The organism is Dyadobacter sp. (assembly GCF_017744695.1).
Lineage (GTDB): Bacteria > Bacteroidota > Bacteroidia > Cytophagales > Spirosomataceae > Dyadobacter.
This window is the reverse complement of sequence record NZ_JAGIAS010000013.1, coordinates 19,944-36,527: the sequence shown is the minus strand read 5'-3', so window position 1 is coordinate 36,527 and position 16,584 is coordinate 19,944. Positions and strand designations below refer to the sequence as shown.

Below are 16,584 nucleotides of genomic sequence, written 5' to 3'. Positions count from 1 at the left end.
AGCAGATTAAGTCTTGCCAAGCCGTTCAAAGCTGAAAATAGCGGCATCTTTATTTTTCTTTCCTGCGATAAGGTCTGTGATAATCCCGGCGGCGATGATGCTGAAAAGAATGCCGTTCCCTCCAAATCCCAACGCGAACCAGGTATTAGGGTGCTCGTTCACCCCGCCAATGAACGGAAGGCCGTCTTTCGTTTCGGCAAACGTTCCGCACCACGCGTGATCGGTCACAAACGGCAGATCCGGAAACATACTTCTCGCATTCTTTTCCAGTTCTTTGGACTTTTGGTAAAGCAGTTTGTCCCGCTTGATCGCGCTTTGGAACATCTCGTCCTTACCGCCGATCAGCACACGATTATCTGCAGTTGTACGCATATACAGATACGGCCGCGCACTTTCCCAGAGTAATGCATTTTCATACCAAAGCTCCTTTTGGTCGGGCATCGGTTTGCTGACGATCGCGTAGGACGAATGCAGCCGCACGAAGTTACGCGATATCAGCTTTTGTGATTCGTAACCTGCGGCAACGATCAGTTTCCTCGTTTTGACAATATTTCCATTATCCAACACCAATGTAACGCCGCCCGGCTCATGTTGGATATCGGTGATTTCGACGGTGTCATATACACGTGCGCCTTTGTGGATGCATTCCTGCAAGAGTGCGTGTGCGAGCGCGTATGCATCTACCTGCGCGGCATCGTGCGAGAGGATAGCGCCACTTTTGCGGATACCGGGGAAATGGAAGCGTAATGCAGCCTGATCCCACCAGTCCACATCGATGCCAATTTTTCTTCTTGCCTCGTATTCTTTTTCCAACAGAGGGAGGTCATCTTTTTTCGATGCGTAATAGACGCTTTTAACCAACGAGAAATCCGTTTTGACCTGCAATGAATCAACAATTTCGCGGGCTTTGCGAATGGCCTCCACACATAATAAATAGCTGCGCACGGCATGTTTCTCTCCGACCATCCCGATCAGATCGGTCAGCATGGTATCGATCTCGTATTGCAGCAATGCCGTGGAGCCGGATGTGCTGCCCATTCCAATATGCCGTTTTTCCAGCACTACGACCGGAAACCCGGCCTGCGTGAGATACCAGGCCAACAGTGCGCCGGTAATGCCGCCGCCCATGATCACAATTTCCGCTGTAAGGTTTTCTGATAAAGCAGGGTAAGAATGCATCGCCCCGTTTTTGTAAAACCAATGAGGCTGCCCACTGAGTAGATCCATCGAGTGTTTTTGTTGACTGAATAACTCTTAGGGCTAAAATTCTGTACCAGGGCGTTTTGGGAGAAGAGGTATTTCAGGTTTAATTATCTTTTTTACTTTTGAAAATAAACAACGAACAAGTTGTAAGATTTTCCTACATTTTATTTACTATAACACACTATCGAAATGATCATAAAATCCAAACTAAATTACGGTACGGTGTACCCATTGGCATATCGTTTGTGCGCGGGAGTGCAAGAAGGGGCAGAGCCCCGAAATACTTGTGGAAATGGTTGCGTTTCCCAGGTTTAAAGGTGCAGCGCACCGTAATAAATGTCAACAGCCGATGTGTACCGATAAAAAAGCGAATGTGACCCACATCGACTTCACTCCTTCCCGGAAAACGTATTCAAAACCGGCGCAGCGGTAGGGTTATATTGGTACGATTGCCAGGTATGGTCATTGTAGATCTCGACAATGCGGTAGCCTTTGTAAGCGGTTCCCCAGCTGCCCCCGAAATGGCCGTCGAAGAAATAGGGCTTTTTGCCGTACATTTTCGTGCTGTCCTGGTCGTGGTCGTGGCCATTGAAGATCGCCTTAACGTTCGGTGTATTTTCGAAAAGATCAATTACCTCCTTACATTCAATGCCGTGCGTCGTCCATTTGGCCGGGGTAATGTGGAGGAAAATAAAAATGCCTTTTTTGTCCTTGTACCTGGCGATTTCGTTGCGGAGCCAGGACGCATCGGGACATATGTACTCGCCTTTCTCATTAGAAGTGTCGCCTACCACGAACGCGTATTCTCCTTTCGCGAAGCTGTGATTGGTGGGATACCCCCAGGTGCTCTGCCACACATCCAGCCCAACTTTGTCGTGGTTGCCGCGGCTGACATAATAAGGCACGCTCAGGTTCGATATCGCATTCTTGAAATCGTAAAGCAAGGTAGGGTCGTCGTGGATGAGGTCGCCGTTCAGGAAAAGGAAGTCAACGCCTTTTTGTAGCTTTTCGCGGTTTACCCAGCTTACCAGATCGGCATGAAAGGCCTTGAACTCCGTATCCGGCTGCCCATAGTGCCCGTCGGAAGCGACGATGAACCGAAGTGCGATGTTGGCCGCCGGTTGTGCTTTGGCGGGTTCCGATAAATAAGTGATTCCGGATAATGCAGGTAGAAGTTTAAGAAAAGACCGTCTCTGGAAAGTCATGGTTTAAAGGGTTGGGATGAACTGGAATAGGGGTTTCTTGTGCTTCCAAAAATAGTTATTCGTCCGTGATATTTCCTTAATCTTGTACATTGTTAAGCATATTTAATAAAAACCTGAATACATGGACCGGCTTATTCTGCAAAAAGCAGCTTCCTATTGTGCCTACCAGGAGCGTACGCAGGACGAGGTGAAGCAGCGGCTGAAAAAATGGAACGTGTGGGGTGACGAGGCAGATGAAATCATCGCCGAGCTGATTGCCATGAATTACCTGAGTGAGGAACGCTTTGCGAAAACCTATGCAGGAGGCAAATTCAGGGTCAAGAACTGGGGCCGTATGAAAATCAGACAGGAGCTGAACCGTCGCGGACTGAGCACTTACAGCATTGAAAAAGGAATGAACGAGATCGGCGACGAGGATTATGTGTCCGGTCTGCGGGAGTTGCTTTCGAAGAAGCGGAATCTGTTATCAAAAACGGAGACCGATCCTTTCAAATTGAAACAAAAGCTGGCCAGGTTTGCGCTGGGAAAGGGTTATGAAAGCGAGCTGGTATGGAAGGAAATAGGAGAGTTATAAATGTAATTACCAGTATTGTCACCCTGAGCGGGGTCGAAGGTAGCGGCGTCGGCGCATATGCTTCGACTCCGCTCAGCATGACAAATCGGTTTAGAAATCTGAGTCGAACGAAATCTTGTGTGCGGATTCTTTATCCTTCACACCGCTCATCACGCCCGCTTTCTGATATTCGCCTACGCGTTTTTCGAAGAAGTTAGTCTTGCCTGGAAGCGAGATCAGTTCCATGAAGTCGAATGGGTTGGCTGAACCGAATTGTTTCGGGCAACCGAGTCTTTCGAGCCAGAAATCGGCGATATATTCGATGTATTGCTTCATCAAATCGGCGTTCATACCGATCAATGATACCGGAAGTGCTTCGCTCACAAATTCTTTTTCGATCGCTACCGCATCCAGCATGATCTCGATTACGCGCTCCTGCGGTAACTGGTTCAGGATGTGCTTGGTGTACAGCAAACATGCGAACTCGCAGTGGAGACCCTCATCGCGGGAGATCAGCTCGTTGGAGAATGAAAGTCCGGGCATCAGGCCGCGCTTTTTCAACCAGAAGATCGAACAGAACGATCCGGAGAAGAAAATTCCTTCTACGGCCGCAAATGCGATGATGCGCTCTGCGAATACAGGGCTATTGATCCATTTCAATGCCCATTCGGCTTTTTTCTGTACGCAAGGAATCGTTTCGATCGCACGCAGCAGCCTGTCTTTTTCGACCGGATCTTTAATGTAGGTGTCGATCAGCAGCGAGTAGGTTTCGGAGTGGATATTCTCCATCGCTACCTGGAAACCGTAGAAGCATTTTGCTTCTGCATATTGCACTTCGCTAAGAAAGTTGACAGCCAGATTTTCGTTGACGATCCCGTCTGATGCCGCAAAGAATGCCAGTACGTGGGAAATGAAATGCCTTTCTCCTTCATTCAGGTTCTCCCAGTCCTTCATATCCTGGGACAGGTCGATCTCCTCGGCCGTCCAGAACGAAGCCTCGTGACGTTTGTACATTTCCCATATATCGGAATGTTTGATGGGGAACAAAACAAACCGCAAAGGATCTTCGGTCAACAGGGGTTCCTGTCTGGTAAGTTCTTGTGACATAGTTAATTAGAGTATTTTACGGGGATCAGAATTATATAACGTTAGTACTTGCCGTTGGCTCTGACAGCCGGGCCGGAAGAAAACAAAGCTACACGCTTTGGGCTAAAAATCAAACAATGTGAGAGACATGAAGCCGCAGGAAAAGCGAACCGATGCACCTGCACATTATTAACCTGATGCGAATGAGGTAGTGGGTATAATGCAATGGGGCAGTGCTTTGGATGTCTACCCCGAAATTACTCCATACAGGTAAATTTTATAAGCTATGCCCGTTGCAGGCCCGAGGAGATATGTCAATTTGTTCCGGAACATCGGTAACCCGTTCGAATACATCTTCGACAAATTCCGCGATCGTGGCAGGACGCTACATTTTGTCACGAAACCCAACAAGCTTCGCTTTGAGGTCCCTGCCAGCCTTCATCAGGTATTCAAGGAGATATTTATGGCCGACGTATACAACATCGGGGCGCTGATGCGCGTATTGCCTGATGATCCGTTGGTGATCGATATCGGTGCAAACGCCGGTTTTTTTGATATATTGCTTTTATCTAAAACAAAGAATGCCCAAATTTATGCATATGAGCCTCTGAGCAGTAATATCGAACGAATGCGTTCTGTTGCATCCTCCAATCGCAGGTTTGATAAAAGCGTGATCATCAATCCTTTTGCCGTGACAGGGTTACCCTGTGAAATGTTGCGGTTATACGCACAGGACACGGAAGATAATCAGGTCGTCGCTTCTTCGTTAAAAGGTTTTAATACTGAAAATACAAAGGAGTTGTGGATCCCGGCCATTTCGTTTTCGGAGATAATGGCCAATATTCCGGAAGCGAAAATTGATTTGCTGAAAATGGATTGTGAAGGAAGTGAATATGATATTGTTTTGAATACGCCCCGTGAGGAAATGCGCCGGGTGGAAAGAATGCTGATTGAAGTGCACGATATTGATAGTCAGTTTAATGTAAATACATTTAGCCGGTATCTCGGCGAGCTGGGTTATAATGTGAGTTATGCGCCCATCAACGGTTTTTGTTATGCACTGGAAGCGTGCAAAAAATGAATAATCATTTTATGTTGAAAAGAATTCTGATTGATTGTGAGAGGATGAGGCACCCTCATACCGGGCTTTATCACTATTGCCTTCAATTAGGGAATTCTATTTTGAAAAAGGTAGGAGACGACAAGGAAAAGATTGCCTTTTATTTGCCCACTTCGGCTGAACATGCTTTCGGAGAAAATGCCAATTATGTTTCTCAGCATTTTATTCACAAACTGTTTTTTCCCGATACCAAAGCGGTTGATATCTGGCATTGTACCTACCAGGGTTCCAGGTATTATCCTTTCGGGAAAAAGGTTTCTGTTGTTTTAACGGTACATGATTTGAATTTCCTCTATGACGGAAATAGATCCGAAAAGCGAATCAGTAAATACCTGAACAGGTTACAATTGAAAATTGACCGGGCCGATCATATCGTTGCAATATCCCACTATGTACTGGATGATTTAAAAAAATACATTGAATTGGGTGACAAGCCGACATCGGTGATTTATAATGGCTGCAATATCGATGATACCGGAGTTATTAATGCTCCTGAAAAACCTGTCGAGCAGCCGTTCCTGTTCACGATCGGGACGATTGTCGGGAAGAAGAATTTTCATGTACTGCCGGCATTGCTGGTGGGGAATGACTTCAAACTGGTCATTGCAGGGATCGAAAGCAGCCAGGAATATAAGAAGACCATTATCCGTGAAGCGCAGAAGCTGAACGTGCTCGAAAGGCTGGTTTTTACAGGCCCTGTTTCGGAGAATGACAAGAAATGGTACCTGAATAACTGTACTGCTTTCGTCTTTCCATCGATTGCGGAGGGTTTTGGATTGCCGGTTATCGAGGCGATGTACTATGGTAAGCCTGTGATCCTGTCGCGGTGCACGTCATTGCCGGAGATCGGAGGGGATTGTGCCTATTATTTCGATAACTTCGAGCCTGAGCATATGCGCAATGTGTTGAATGCCAGTCTGGAAGATTATAATAAAACAAAACCCAGGGAAAGAATCCGCGAACGGGCCAGATTCTTTTCCTGGGACAGGGCAGCTTCGGAATACCTCGACTTGTATCGAAGCCTTGCTAATTCAGTTTAATTACCTGCTGGTATTTCAGCATCATCCGGAAATTATTGATCACATCGATAATGCCGATATCCGACTGATGTTTTTTCATTTCCCGGTTAAAAGCTACCTTCTTCGCTTGCAGGTTACCTCGGTTTTTGAAGAAATCCCAATAGGCTTCCACCTTAAAGAATTGCAGTGTCAGAAGCCCCAGCAATACATCGCAAAGCAGGATTTGCAAATGCCATAGTTTTAGATCCATTCCTTGCAGGTGCAGATAATGCACGTAATAGCGGTTTCTGAAATGGATTCTTTTGATGGCTTTCTTGTGGTTATGATTTTTGGTGCTGGCAGACACCTCGTGCCGGCAAACGGCATCGTGCTCATAATAACATTTCCATCCCAATCGCCAGGCCCTGATCGAAAGCTCCTGGTCCTCGCCATAATAGGGGTTGAACATTTCATTAAACCCATTAATTGCTTTGAGCTTTTGGGTATCCATTAATGCAATTGCACCTGATAAATAAAACGTTGGTGTAAATGCATTGATATTTTGCAAATGAAAGAAGTCCGAAGACTTTATTTTTCTTCCCGAAATTTTAGGCTCTCTCGCGGCTTCACGAATCAAATCATCATTCATTCCGATGACCCTTCCCATTACACCAAAAGTATCCTCCAATTCAAAATACTTATAGAGTTTTTCCATGTAACCGGGTTCAAGGGTTACGTCGGTATTAAGAAGAAAGATCAGGTCATTGGTGGCATTCTGAATGCCGATATTGCAAGTCTCCGAAAATCCGGAATTGGTTTCTTTACAGATCAGTGTGATTTTGCCGGCGTAATGTTCTTGTAAATATGCAACAGATTCGTCCGTAGATGCATCATCAATTACGATAATCTGAACACTGGTTTCGAGTTGTTGAAGAACTTTATAATTATGCTCAAAATATTTTTCGAACAGGTGTTTCCCGTTATAATTGGGAATTACTACTGATATACTTTTCATATACAATCGGTTATCAAGTTAGTTGAGCGTTTTTTCAATACCCGATTCTTTACTACTTCCTTGTAACAGGATGGCGTTCATGATCTTCTCCTTTGGTGAAATTATATAGCTCATTTCCATACCCTTGCGGATACTTTTTATACAAATATCAAGCCAGCGTTTGCGGAAACTACGCCGCCTGGACTTATGACTCTGCTGTTAGGGAAATGGTTGGAAGAGGGTTGGTTACACCGGGCATAAAACCTGGACGCCGAAATATAACTTCTATACTAACACTATGGCGAAAAAATTATTGTATTCTCCCACCACAATAAAGATTACATTAAAATTATACCCAAAACGTATAATCATCAGAAAAAATGGCTGATGGAACCAAATTCTTTTCTAAATCCATTTTTTTCTTCTGAAAAACCAAAGCACAACGAGGGATGAGAATACCATCAGCAGCAGCGAAAGCCAGAATCCCCAGGGCTCACCGGTAGAGGGTATGTGTTGGTAATTCATGCCGAAAATACCGGCAATGAGCGTCGGCGGCATGAAGATGATCGTCACCACGGTGAATATCTTGATCACCTGGCTCTGTTCGAGGTTGATCAGACCCATGAAGGTGTTCTGAAGATATTCGAGTCGCTCGAAATTGAAGGTGGTATATTCGAGAAGCGAGTTGATGTCTTTCAGGATAATGCGCAGGTGTTCCTTGCGGTCCTCCGGGAAATACTGGCTTCTGAGGATTCCCGACAGTACGCGTTGTTTGTCGATACTTGTCTCGCGGAGCATCATGGTGATCTCCTGCAATCCGCTGATGCGGATCAGGACCTCCTGCCGCGTTTTTTGCTCGTGGGTAAGGTCCTTACTGATCGCCGAAATATCTTTTGAAATGCCTTCCAGCGCGTCCGCGTCCGCTTCTATGCGCGTTTCGAGGAGCAAAAGCATAAAATCGACCCCGCCTTGTATACTTTCGGGGCTCACTTTCATTTTTTTAACGGTGTCGGCGAACGTTTTCGAATCGCCCCGGCGGTAGGTAAAAAGCACATTCTGATGCAGAATGAAGGAGACCGGATACGTTTCGTAACCTTCCCGCTCTATTTTTAGAAAGTTAGAGTTGGCGTTGATCGTTTCGTTCTGTTCAAAAAAACGTGAACTGCTTTCAATCTCCACGATCTCCTGGGGCGTCTGAAAACTGATATTGCACTTGTTTTCTACCCATTCCTCCTCTTCCGCACTGGGAGACTGTAAATCCACCCATACGAGGTTTGGGACTTTTCCCAACTCCCGGATATCGTTTTCGCGCTTAATGACTTTACCTTCCTTATAGAATATGCGTACCATGGGTTAAAGTTGGGGAAAAAATCCGTACGCTTTACCGTTCGTTCATCGGTGCTGCATTGGCTTGGAGCGGTCGACGGTTAAAGCTAACTTGTATTCTTTTAATACACACGCTGTGAAAGAGAAATTTTATCAGTTCGAGGCTTCGGCCGATTACCTGTACTTTTGGTTTGAAAGTTGTTCATCGGGATGCACAATTCCCAAGATTGTGGAGTTTGACGAAATAGAGATAGGTACATTCAATCTGGCCTTCGGTGATATCGATAGCCATGGACGGCTTAACGATTCTGTTGTCAGCAATAATGGGGATATGGAGAAGGTTCTGGCGACGGTTGTGCAGGTGGTTTTGACTTTTTTAGAAAAATATCCCACTAGACGTGTTTACTTCTCAGGGAATTCACCGGCGAGGAACCGTCTTTACCGAGCCATTCTAAGCCGAGACATCGAAAACTGGTCGAACGTATTCGAGGTGGATGGAATTACAGAAGGTGAAAGAATTGCGTTTCGACAAGGAGTTAATTTTGAGGGTTTTATTGTGAAAAGAAAATTATAGAAGATGAAAAACGACCCAAAACCATTGGTAGATTTATCTAAGATTAAGATAAATCCCAATCTAAAAAGTCATCGCGACGACCCGTTCATGATCCGCAAAATGGAGGAGGCCAGGCGAGTGCTGGGAACGTTGAAGAAGCCATTGGACGAATACTATAAGTAAATTCCGCTCTTTCTGGAAAGTGTCGTATTTTTGCGTGATGCAAAATACAGCTTCTCCCGGAATATTGACGACGCAGTTCTGGTTGCTGGGCCTCAGCTCGTTTCTCTTCTCATCCAGCTTCAATATGCTGATCCCCGAGCTTCCTGCCTATCTTTCAAGCATGGGCGGGGCCGAATACAAAGGGGCAATCATCGGTTTGTTTACTTTAACGGCAGGTCTTTCCAGGCCGTTCAGCGGGCGACTTACCGACCGCGTCGGGCGTGTGCCTGTGATGGCTTTCGGTTCGTTGGTATGTTTCGTATGCGGTTTTTTGTATCCGATCTTCACGACGGTCATGCCGTTTCTGTTGCTCAGGCTGGTACATGGTTTTTCGACGGGTTTCAAACCAACAGGCACAGCGGCTTATGTCGCGGATATCGTACCCATCAATCGACGCGGAGAGGCGATGGGCATCCATGGCATGTGCATGAGCGTCGGTTCCGCGTTTGGGCCGGCGATCGGGAGCATGATCAGCCAGGAGTTTTCCTTGAATGCCCTTTTCTATACATCTTCATTGCTGGCATTCCTTTCCATTGCGATTCTTTTGAATATGAAGGAGACATTGCAGGAAAAGCAAAAACTCAGTTTGAAATCTTTTCAGATCACCAGGAGGGATATTTTCGAGCCCGATGTGTTTAGTCCGGCACTGATTACATTCCTTTGCTATTTCGGCTTCGGCGCGGTAGCTACGGTTACGCCCGATTTCAGCGGTTATCTGGGCTTGCAGAACCGGGGCCTGTATTTCATGATGTTTACGATTTCGTCCATCATGGTACGTCTGTTTGCCGGTAAAATATCCGATCGCCATGGCCGTATGCCGGTCACGATCGTGGGATGCATTATTCTGATACTGGCGATGATCCTGACCGGTTTTGCCGAATCCGTGGTGATGTTTCTCACGGGCGCAGCATTCTTTGGGATAGCGATGGGCATTCTCTCACCGGTGCTTTCGGCCTGGACAGTCGACCTGAGTGGTGATCATAATCGCGGGCGTGCCATTGCAACGATGTTCATCTCCCTGGAAGCAGGTATTGGCCTGGGTGCGTTCCTGTCTGCGGAATTGTTTGAAAATCAGCGGGAAAATCTTCCGCTCGTGTTTTTCTGTATGGCTGCGTTTGCATTCGCGGCGCTTTCATACACCGTAATTATTTATCAATTCAAAAAGCGAAGAGCCCGTGTTATTTGACGATACTTACCAAAGCATTGCCGCTCCGGTGGAAGGCTTTTTTAAGGACAAGGGAAGTAAATTTCTGGCTTATGCCTATCCTATAACGCATGACGAGCAAGCCAAATCGTTTCTGAATGAGTTGTATGAATTGCATCCCAAAGCAGTTCATCATTGCTACGCGTACCGCCTGGGCGCAGACAGGATGAGCTACCGAATGAGTGACGATGGTGAGCCATCGGGAACCGCGGGGCGCCCGATCCTCAATACATTATATTCGAGAAATATTACGAATGTATTGGTGGTGGTGGTGCGGTATTTCGGAGGAACGTTGCTCGGGGTACCGGGGCTTATCAACGCCTACAAAACCGCTACCGAAGCGGCTTTGGACGCAGCTGAAATTGTCACCCGGCACTATTTCAGTGTTTACAGGTTGTCGTTCCAATATCCGCAAATGAACGACGTCATGCGGATCGTGAAAGAAATGGAGCTGCCCGTGCGTGTGCAAGCATTTGAGATGCAATGTATCATGGAGGTAGAAGTGCGCTCCACGCTCGTCGAGCGGTTTATGACGCGTTCGGAAAAAGTGGAAGGGCTTTCTGTCGAACTGGAAGACTAGTTATTTTCACGAAGCATTCGCACAAAATCGTCTTCGTATTCTTTAATTGCTTTCAGGAGTTCTTGCAGTTCTTTTTCCTCAGGAGTGCCTTTTTTTGCATCGAATATCTCGTCGGCCCGCTCAGAGGCTTTTTCATATTCTGTTTCGTTCGTGATTTTCATGATCGCAGGTATTTAAATGTTTTCTCAAAAGTATTTCATTGTTCTGCAATGCACAAAAAAACCGGCACGAAGGCCGGCTCTTTTGGGGTGCGTTAGTGGGTTATGCCGGCATTAGTAGCCGTTGTTTTGTGTTAATGTAGCCTTTCCTCCAACCTGGCTGTTCAATATCTCCTGAAGAGGGATGGGGAAGTACTCGTGTTTTCCCTTTACAAATTGGGAACCTTTCAGATAGATGCGCTTGGTACCTTCGACGGCGTAATAGGCATTCATTGTTTCAGCGGCTATTCCCCAGCGTACGAGGTCAAAACGACGGTTTCCTTCCATTCCCAATTCGAGACGTTCTTCAAAGCGTACTGCTTTGCGGGCAAACGCCTGGTCGGTCCAGGCAGTGGTGTACTCTTTGATTACGTAGTTGGCGGCAGGTGTACCATCGGCATTTTTAACAAAGCCTTCCGGTCTTGCAGCTCTTGCCCGGATCTGATTAACATATCCACGTGCCTTTTCCAGTGTTCCTATTTCTACCTCGATTTCGGCAAGCCACAACAGAACCTGGGCATACCGGATCATGCGGAAATTGTTTGCATTCAGGCGGTTGTTTGATGCAAAGAACGGATCCGACTTGTGTGAGACGTGCTTTTTGGGTGAATACGGCCCTCCATAAGCTTGATCGCGGATGTATGCTTTACCCGGGTGAATGCCCCAGTCGAGGTAAGGTATTCCGCGGCGGCCGACAGTCCAGTCAAGGCGAGGGTCCAGATTGCCTTTGTAGGGGGTAAAGTCAGCAGTAGACTCGATTCCCTGGTCGTTTGGAATGTCTGTATCACCATAAGTATCTAAAAGCGGTAAACCGTTGGCATCGGTCTTGAACGTGTTTACCAGATCAGAAGATGGCTGAAAAAATCCGCAGCATGTCGTAAATGCGCCGCCACCATAAGGGTAATTCAATGTAGAACCAATGTTCCCATTTTCGCCCCCGGCAGCCCCATCATTTACAGAATACTGAACTTCAAAAATAGATTCCGCATTGTTGTTGGTAGAAGCCTGGAAATTATCATGGTACTTATCTACCAGGCGATATTTTCCGCTCGCTACGATTGCTTCTAAGATTGTTTTGGCCTCCGCGAATTTTTTCTGAAACAGATAAACCTTCGCTAGCAATGCGCCGGCGGCCCATTTTGTGGGTCGGCCTGGTTGCGATTGAGAAGTAGGCAATACTTCATAAGCAGCGCTCAGATCTTCTTCTATTTTGGGATAAATGTCCGTGGTATTCGGAATTTTTGTGCTTTCGAGATCATTGGGATCATATGTCTTTTCATCGATGTACGGAACCATATTGAACATCTTTTTCAGCTCAAAATGATAGTTCCCACGAAGAAAGCGGGCTTCTGCAATAACCTGTTTCCGCTCGTCGTCCGTAAAATCGGTTGCTTTTGCCAGATTCTGTAGAACGTCGTTTGTACGGGCTATCCCATCATACATTCCCCTCCATTTTCCTCGGAAGTAGATATTGTCGGCAGCAATATTGCCTTGTTCGATCAATGAAATAGGTGGTTGGTCGCCCGCATTGGTCCCCTTGTGGGCATCATCGGAAGCGACGCTGCCATACACCCAGTTGTCGGCTCCAACATTGTATGATCTATAAGCGCCTTCCGCTGTGGCCCAGCCATCCAGCAGTGCATATGCGCCTGTCAGCAATGCATTGACACCCGTTTTATTTTGCAAAATGGTCGAACTGAGCGCTGCTTTGGGCTGAACATCCAGGAACGAGTCGGAGCATGAGCTGAGTATTCCGAGCACGATGGATGAGATTATAAGTGTAATTTTTTTCATCTTCTTTAAAGTTGAATTGGATTAAAGACTGTTACCATTTCTCCGCATTAGCAGGAAATCAGAAGCTGATATTCAAGCCCATGATGTACTGCTTGGATGCAGGGTAGGAGCCGCCGTCGACACCAATTTGACGGTCATTACCAGCGCCGTAGTTACGCAGGTTGACCTCGGGATCCATTCCGGAGTATTTGGTCCAGGTGATCAGGTTTTGTCCCTGTACGTAAATCCTGCAAGGGCCCAATCCGATTTTGGATAACAGCGTTTTGGGCAACGAGTAGGTGAGTTGGATGTTCTTGAATCGGAAATACGAGCCCTTTTCCAGGTAGTAATCGGAAGGAAGGATACTGACCTGGTCGCTTGAATTCAACTGAGGAAGGATAGCATCGGTTTTGCCCGGTCTCCACGATTCGTTCAGCATACGTGTGCTCTTGTTTCCGAAGAAAGTCGGGAAGTCGGTCCAGTACTTGGTGTAGTTGAAAATCTCGTTCCCCTGTACGCCGGCGCCGAAAATAGTCAGTCCAAAACCTTTGTAATTAACATTCAAATTGACACCATAAGTGAAATCGGGGTGAGGATTACCGATAATACTAAGATCCTTGGTGTCGATTACCCCGTCGTTATTCACGTCTACGAATCTGAAACGACCTGCCCGGTTTTCATTGGAGCCCAGATTGTTTTTAGGTGCTTCTTTCGCTTCTGCATCTGTTTGGAAAATCCCCGCGTGTTTGTAGCCGAAGAAGGAAGAGATGGGATAGTTCTGTTGGGTAACGACGAAATTTTGGATCCTTTCGTCGTTGATACCAAAGTACTGGGTGTTTGGATCGCCGTTGGTTTTTGTCACCTCGTTTCGGTAAGTACTGAAATTAATTCCGGCAGAATAAGTCAGCTCGCCATCCAAAGTGCTGCCATTATAGTTCAAGCCCAGGTCTACACCGCGGTTTCTCATGGAACCGATGTTTCGGAACGGCGATGCGGCCACGCCGGCAGTCAAAGGAGGTGCAACAGGGAACAACATATCTGTTGTAGAACGGGTATACCAGTCGATGGCCAGGTCAAGTTTGCCTTTCAGGAAAGCCGCATCCAGACCGATGTTGGTGGAAGTAGTCGTTTCCCATTTCGCTTTCTGGTTACCAAATTGAATCAGCTCGTAGCCAGCGATAGAAGAGGTCTTGGCGCCATTCAGGTCATAAAACGATAGCGCGGGGTTTGTAGCGAATTGCGTAAACGAATTATAGTTACCGATTTCCTGATTACCTGTTTGTCCCCAGCCTACTCTCAATTTGGCATAGGAAAGCCATGTGCCGGTAGGTTTAAGAAAGCTCTCGTCCGAAAGTACCCACCCGGCGCTAACCGCAGGGAAATAGGCTACCCGGTTGGCAGAGGCGAATCGGGACGACCGGTCACGGCGGACAGTCGCATCCAATAAATAACGGCTGTGGAGGCTGTAACTGGCCCGGGCGAATTCGGATGCCAGGCGCCAGTTGGCTGCGCCGCCATTGTTGGTTTGCACACCGGTACCCGCACTCAGGTATTGATTATCCAATGCATCCACGAGGAAGTTGGTACGGGTTGCATCGAAGTTCTCATAGTAGTTTTTAATGGATTCAGTACCAGCAATGATGTTTAGTTTATGAATGTTCGACAAGGTAAGGTTATAAGTCAGCGTGTTATACCAGGTCCATGTCCATTCGTAATTGTTGGTGGTTGTCAGGCTCTGGGTACTTCTGGCTTCGGCCGACTCGATGTCGCGGGGAACATAATTGCGGTAATTGTAGAGGTTGTAGTCAATCCCGAAGCTGGTTTTAGCCGTCAGGTTTTTGAGAATGTCAACTTCTGCATAAGCATTTCCGAACAGTCTGACTTCTTTTTGCTTGTTGTCTTTGTTCCGGTACAACAACGACACGGGGTTTACAGAGTTGTCGATGTCCGTTCCCCTGGTTCCCGCGAAATTTCCCGCCACGTCATATACGGGAACGATCGGTGGAACGCGGTAGGCGAATGACGTCGGGTTACTCTCTGCGTTGTTTCCGTTAGGCTGGCCAATCCGCTCTGCGTACGCTGCCTGGAAATTCTGACCTACTCTCACGCGTTTGTTGATATTGAACTCGGTGTTTGAGCGAAGAGAGTAACGCTTGAAGCTCGTATGGATCATTAACCCCTGCTGGTTGAAGTAGTTAAGCGACATGGCGTAGCGGCCGCTCTCGGATCCGCCGGAAACACCTATTTGATGATTCTGGATAGGCGCGGGCTTATAGATTTCCTTAAGCCAGTTGGTTCCCTCCTTATTGGCCTTGGTAATGAGCCACTTGGTTTTGTTGAAATTGGCGTTGTTGACATCTGTGCTATAATTGATGTAATTCCCGTTAGCGTCCTGGGCTACTTTCGGATCTTTGTCGTATACACCGGAAGGGAAAATGTAATCCGGGATATTTGGAGTGGCGCCATTGCCGAACTGGGCGTGGACAGGGTAAGTCAACGTAGTCCCTGCTGGAAATGCACCGTCAACCAGCTTGCTGAGGTTCAACGTATTGATTCTTGACTCCCAGGTCAGCGCCGCATATTGGTCGGTGTTAAGCATATCTAGCAGTTTGCCTGGACGTTGCGTGCCGTAGTAGGTATCGTAGGTGAAGACAGGTTTACCTACTTTTCCTCTTTTGGTCGTAATGATGACAACCCCGTTCCCTGCGCGTGAACCGTAAATGGAAGCGGCGGAAGCATCTTTCAAAATCTGCATGGACTCAATGTCGTTGAGGTTCAGTGTGTTGAGTGTATTGGATACGCCGTTGGCTCCAACGCCTTTCGTTGGCACCCCATCCACTACATACAGCGGCGAGTTGTCATTGATCGTTCCAAAACCCCTGATACGCACGGAAACACCTCCACCCGGGCTGTTCTCATTTCCGATTACCACCCCGGCAACCTTTCCCTGCAAAGCCTGTCCAAGGTTTGTAGACGGGGTGCTTAGTAGCTGCTTGGCGTCCAGTGTGGCTACCGCACCTGTAATGTCCTTCTTGGATTGCGTTCCATAACCGGTTACCACCACTTCGCTGAGACTTTTAATGTCGTCTTCCAGCTTTACATCAAGGGTAGTTTGTGCACCCACTTGAATTTCTTTCTTAGAAAAGCCGATAGAGGAGAAAACAAGTACCGCATCACTGCTTTTGACATCGATAGAGAAGTTACCATCCGCGTCGGTGACGGTTCCGGTGGTTGTTCCCTTGACTTGTATGTTTACGCCAGGCAGGCCAGCTCCATCTGTGGAGGAACTAACTTTGCCTTTCACCTGGCGATCCTGGGCATAGGATAGTTGGACTGAAAAGACGAGCAACATCATCGTAAATACCCGGAAAAGCGGGACTAGTAAATTTTTGTTCATAGATGCGTTTGGGCTAATGTTAATAATGTACTATTAAATGTCAATATACTGTTAAATACTGAATGATGCGCTGTATCGGAGTGTCTATATTTGAAGTATTCTTATAATTTTTATAAATAAACTATTGGTTACAAAGTGCCTTTTCTTTGAAAAATCTTATTCTGCAATCGTTT

Annotated in this window: 15 protein-coding genes; 7 read left to right on the top strand and 8 right to left on the bottom strand. The window is 46.8% G+C overall.

Annotated features, from left to right (window positions below; all coding sequences use genetic code 11):
* Positions 1 to 6: 6 nt before the first annotated feature.
* A complete protein-coding gene (locus J7619_RS31625; RefSeq protein ID WP_291208744.1) occupies positions 7 to 1,227 on the bottom strand; it encodes an FAD-binding oxidoreductase in 1,221 nt (406 codons plus the stop codon).
* A gap of 365 nt (positions 1,228 to 1,592) precedes the next feature.
* Complete coding sequence (locus J7619_RS31620) at positions 1,593 to 2,408, bottom strand: metallophosphoesterase (RefSeq protein WP_291208742.1); 816 nt, start codon at positions 2,406 to 2,408, stop codon at positions 1,593 to 1,595.
* Between the two features lie 121 nt (positions 2,409 to 2,529).
* Here J7619_RS31620 and J7619_RS31615 point away from each other — a divergent pair, with 121 nt between their 5' ends.
* On the top strand, positions 2,530 to 2,982 hold the full coding sequence (locus J7619_RS31615; RefSeq protein WP_291208740.1) for a regulatory protein RecX: 453 nt from the start codon (positions 2,530 to 2,532) through the stop codon (positions 2,980 to 2,982).
* A gap of 90 nt (positions 2,983 to 3,072) precedes the next feature.
* Here the strand turns inward: J7619_RS31615 and J7619_RS31610 are convergent, their stop codons facing one another.
* Entirely contained in the window at positions 3,073 to 4,068 is a 996-nt protein-coding gene (locus J7619_RS31610) for a ribonucleoside-diphosphate reductase small subunit (RefSeq protein ID WP_291208737.1), read from the bottom strand.
* Positions 4,069 to 4,333: 265 nt separating this feature from the next.
* Between J7619_RS31610 and J7619_RS31605 the strand changes: the two genes are divergently transcribed.
* Together J7619_RS31605 and J7619_RS31600 are read left to right on the top strand one after the other, a co-directional pair.
* Positions 4,334 to 5,128 carry an FkbM family methyltransferase gene (locus J7619_RS31605; protein WP_291208734.1) on the top strand — a complete coding sequence of 265 codons (795 nt, stop codon included), beginning with the start codon at positions 4,334 to 4,336 and terminating at the stop codon, positions 5,126 to 5,128.
* Positions 5,129 to 5,229: 101 nt separating this feature from the next.
* Complete coding sequence (locus J7619_RS31600; protein ID WP_291208731.1) at positions 5,230 to 6,207, top strand: glycosyltransferase family 1 protein; 978 nt, start codon at positions 5,230 to 5,232, stop codon at positions 6,205 to 6,207.
* Here the strand turns inward: J7619_RS31600 and J7619_RS31595 are convergent.
* Together J7619_RS31595 and corA are read right to left on the bottom strand one after the other, a co-directional pair.
* On the bottom strand, positions 6,194 to 7,180 hold the full coding sequence (locus J7619_RS31595; RefSeq protein ID WP_291208729.1) for a glycosyltransferase family 2 protein: 987 nt from the start codon (positions 7,178 to 7,180) through the stop codon (positions 6,194 to 6,196). The genes J7619_RS31600 and J7619_RS31595 overlap by 14 nt on opposite strands.
* A 384-nt stretch (positions 7,181 to 7,564) precedes the next feature.
* Positions 7,565 to 8,509 (bottom strand): magnesium/cobalt transporter CorA, encoded by a 945-nt coding sequence (corA, locus tag J7619_RS31590; protein ID WP_291208726.1) that lies wholly within the window; start codon positions 8,507 to 8,509, stop codon positions 7,565 to 7,567.
* Positions 8,510 to 8,621: 112 nt separating this feature from the next.
* Between corA and J7619_RS31585 the strand changes: the two genes are divergently transcribed.
* From J7619_RS31585 to J7619_RS31570, 4 genes are read left to right on the top strand one after another with little or no spacing between them, the layout of a single operon-like run.
* Positions 8,622 to 9,059, top strand: a complete 438-nt coding sequence (locus J7619_RS31585) for a DUF6934 family protein (protein ID WP_291208723.1) — start codon at positions 8,622 to 8,624, stop codon at positions 9,057 to 9,059.
* Positions 9,060 to 9,062: 3 nt separating this feature from the next.
* Positions 9,063 to 9,221 (top strand): hypothetical protein, encoded by a 159-nt coding sequence (locus J7619_RS31580; RefSeq protein ID WP_291208721.1) that lies wholly within the window; start codon positions 9,063 to 9,065, stop codon positions 9,219 to 9,221.
* A gap of 37 nt (positions 9,222 to 9,258) precedes the next feature.
* Entirely contained in the window at positions 9,259 to 10,446 is a 1,188-nt protein-coding gene (locus tag J7619_RS31575; protein WP_291208718.1) for an MFS transporter, read from the top strand.
* Positions 10,436 to 11,044 carry a YigZ family protein gene (locus tag J7619_RS31570; RefSeq protein WP_291208716.1) on the top strand — a complete coding sequence of 203 codons (609 nt, stop codon included), beginning with the start codon at positions 10,436 to 10,438 and terminating at the stop codon, positions 11,042 to 11,044. Before J7619_RS31575 ends, J7619_RS31570 begins: the two co-directional genes overlap by 11 nt.
* Here the strand turns inward: J7619_RS31570 and J7619_RS31565 are convergent.
* The 3 genes from J7619_RS31565 to J7619_RS31555 form a co-directional block, all read right to left on the bottom strand.
* Positions 11,041 to 11,205: a hypothetical protein gene (locus J7619_RS31565; protein WP_170118904.1), complete on the bottom strand. Its 165-nt coding sequence runs from the start codon at positions 11,203 to 11,205 to the stop codon at positions 11,041 to 11,043. The two genes, J7619_RS31570 and J7619_RS31565, sit on opposite strands and share 4 nt — an antisense overlap.
* A 111-nt stretch (positions 11,206 to 11,316) precedes the next feature.
* On the bottom strand, positions 11,317 to 13,035 hold the full coding sequence (locus J7619_RS31560) for a RagB/SusD family nutrient uptake outer membrane protein (protein ID WP_291208713.1): 1,719 nt from the start codon (positions 13,033 to 13,035) through the stop codon (positions 11,317 to 11,319).
* A 58-nt stretch (positions 13,036 to 13,093) separates the two neighbouring features.
* Positions 13,094 to 16,411, bottom strand: coding sequence for a TonB-dependent receptor (locus J7619_RS31555; RefSeq protein ID WP_291208711.1), 3,318 nt, complete (start codon positions 16,409 to 16,411; stop codon positions 13,094 to 13,096).
* Positions 16,412 to 16,584: the final 173 nt, after the last annotated feature.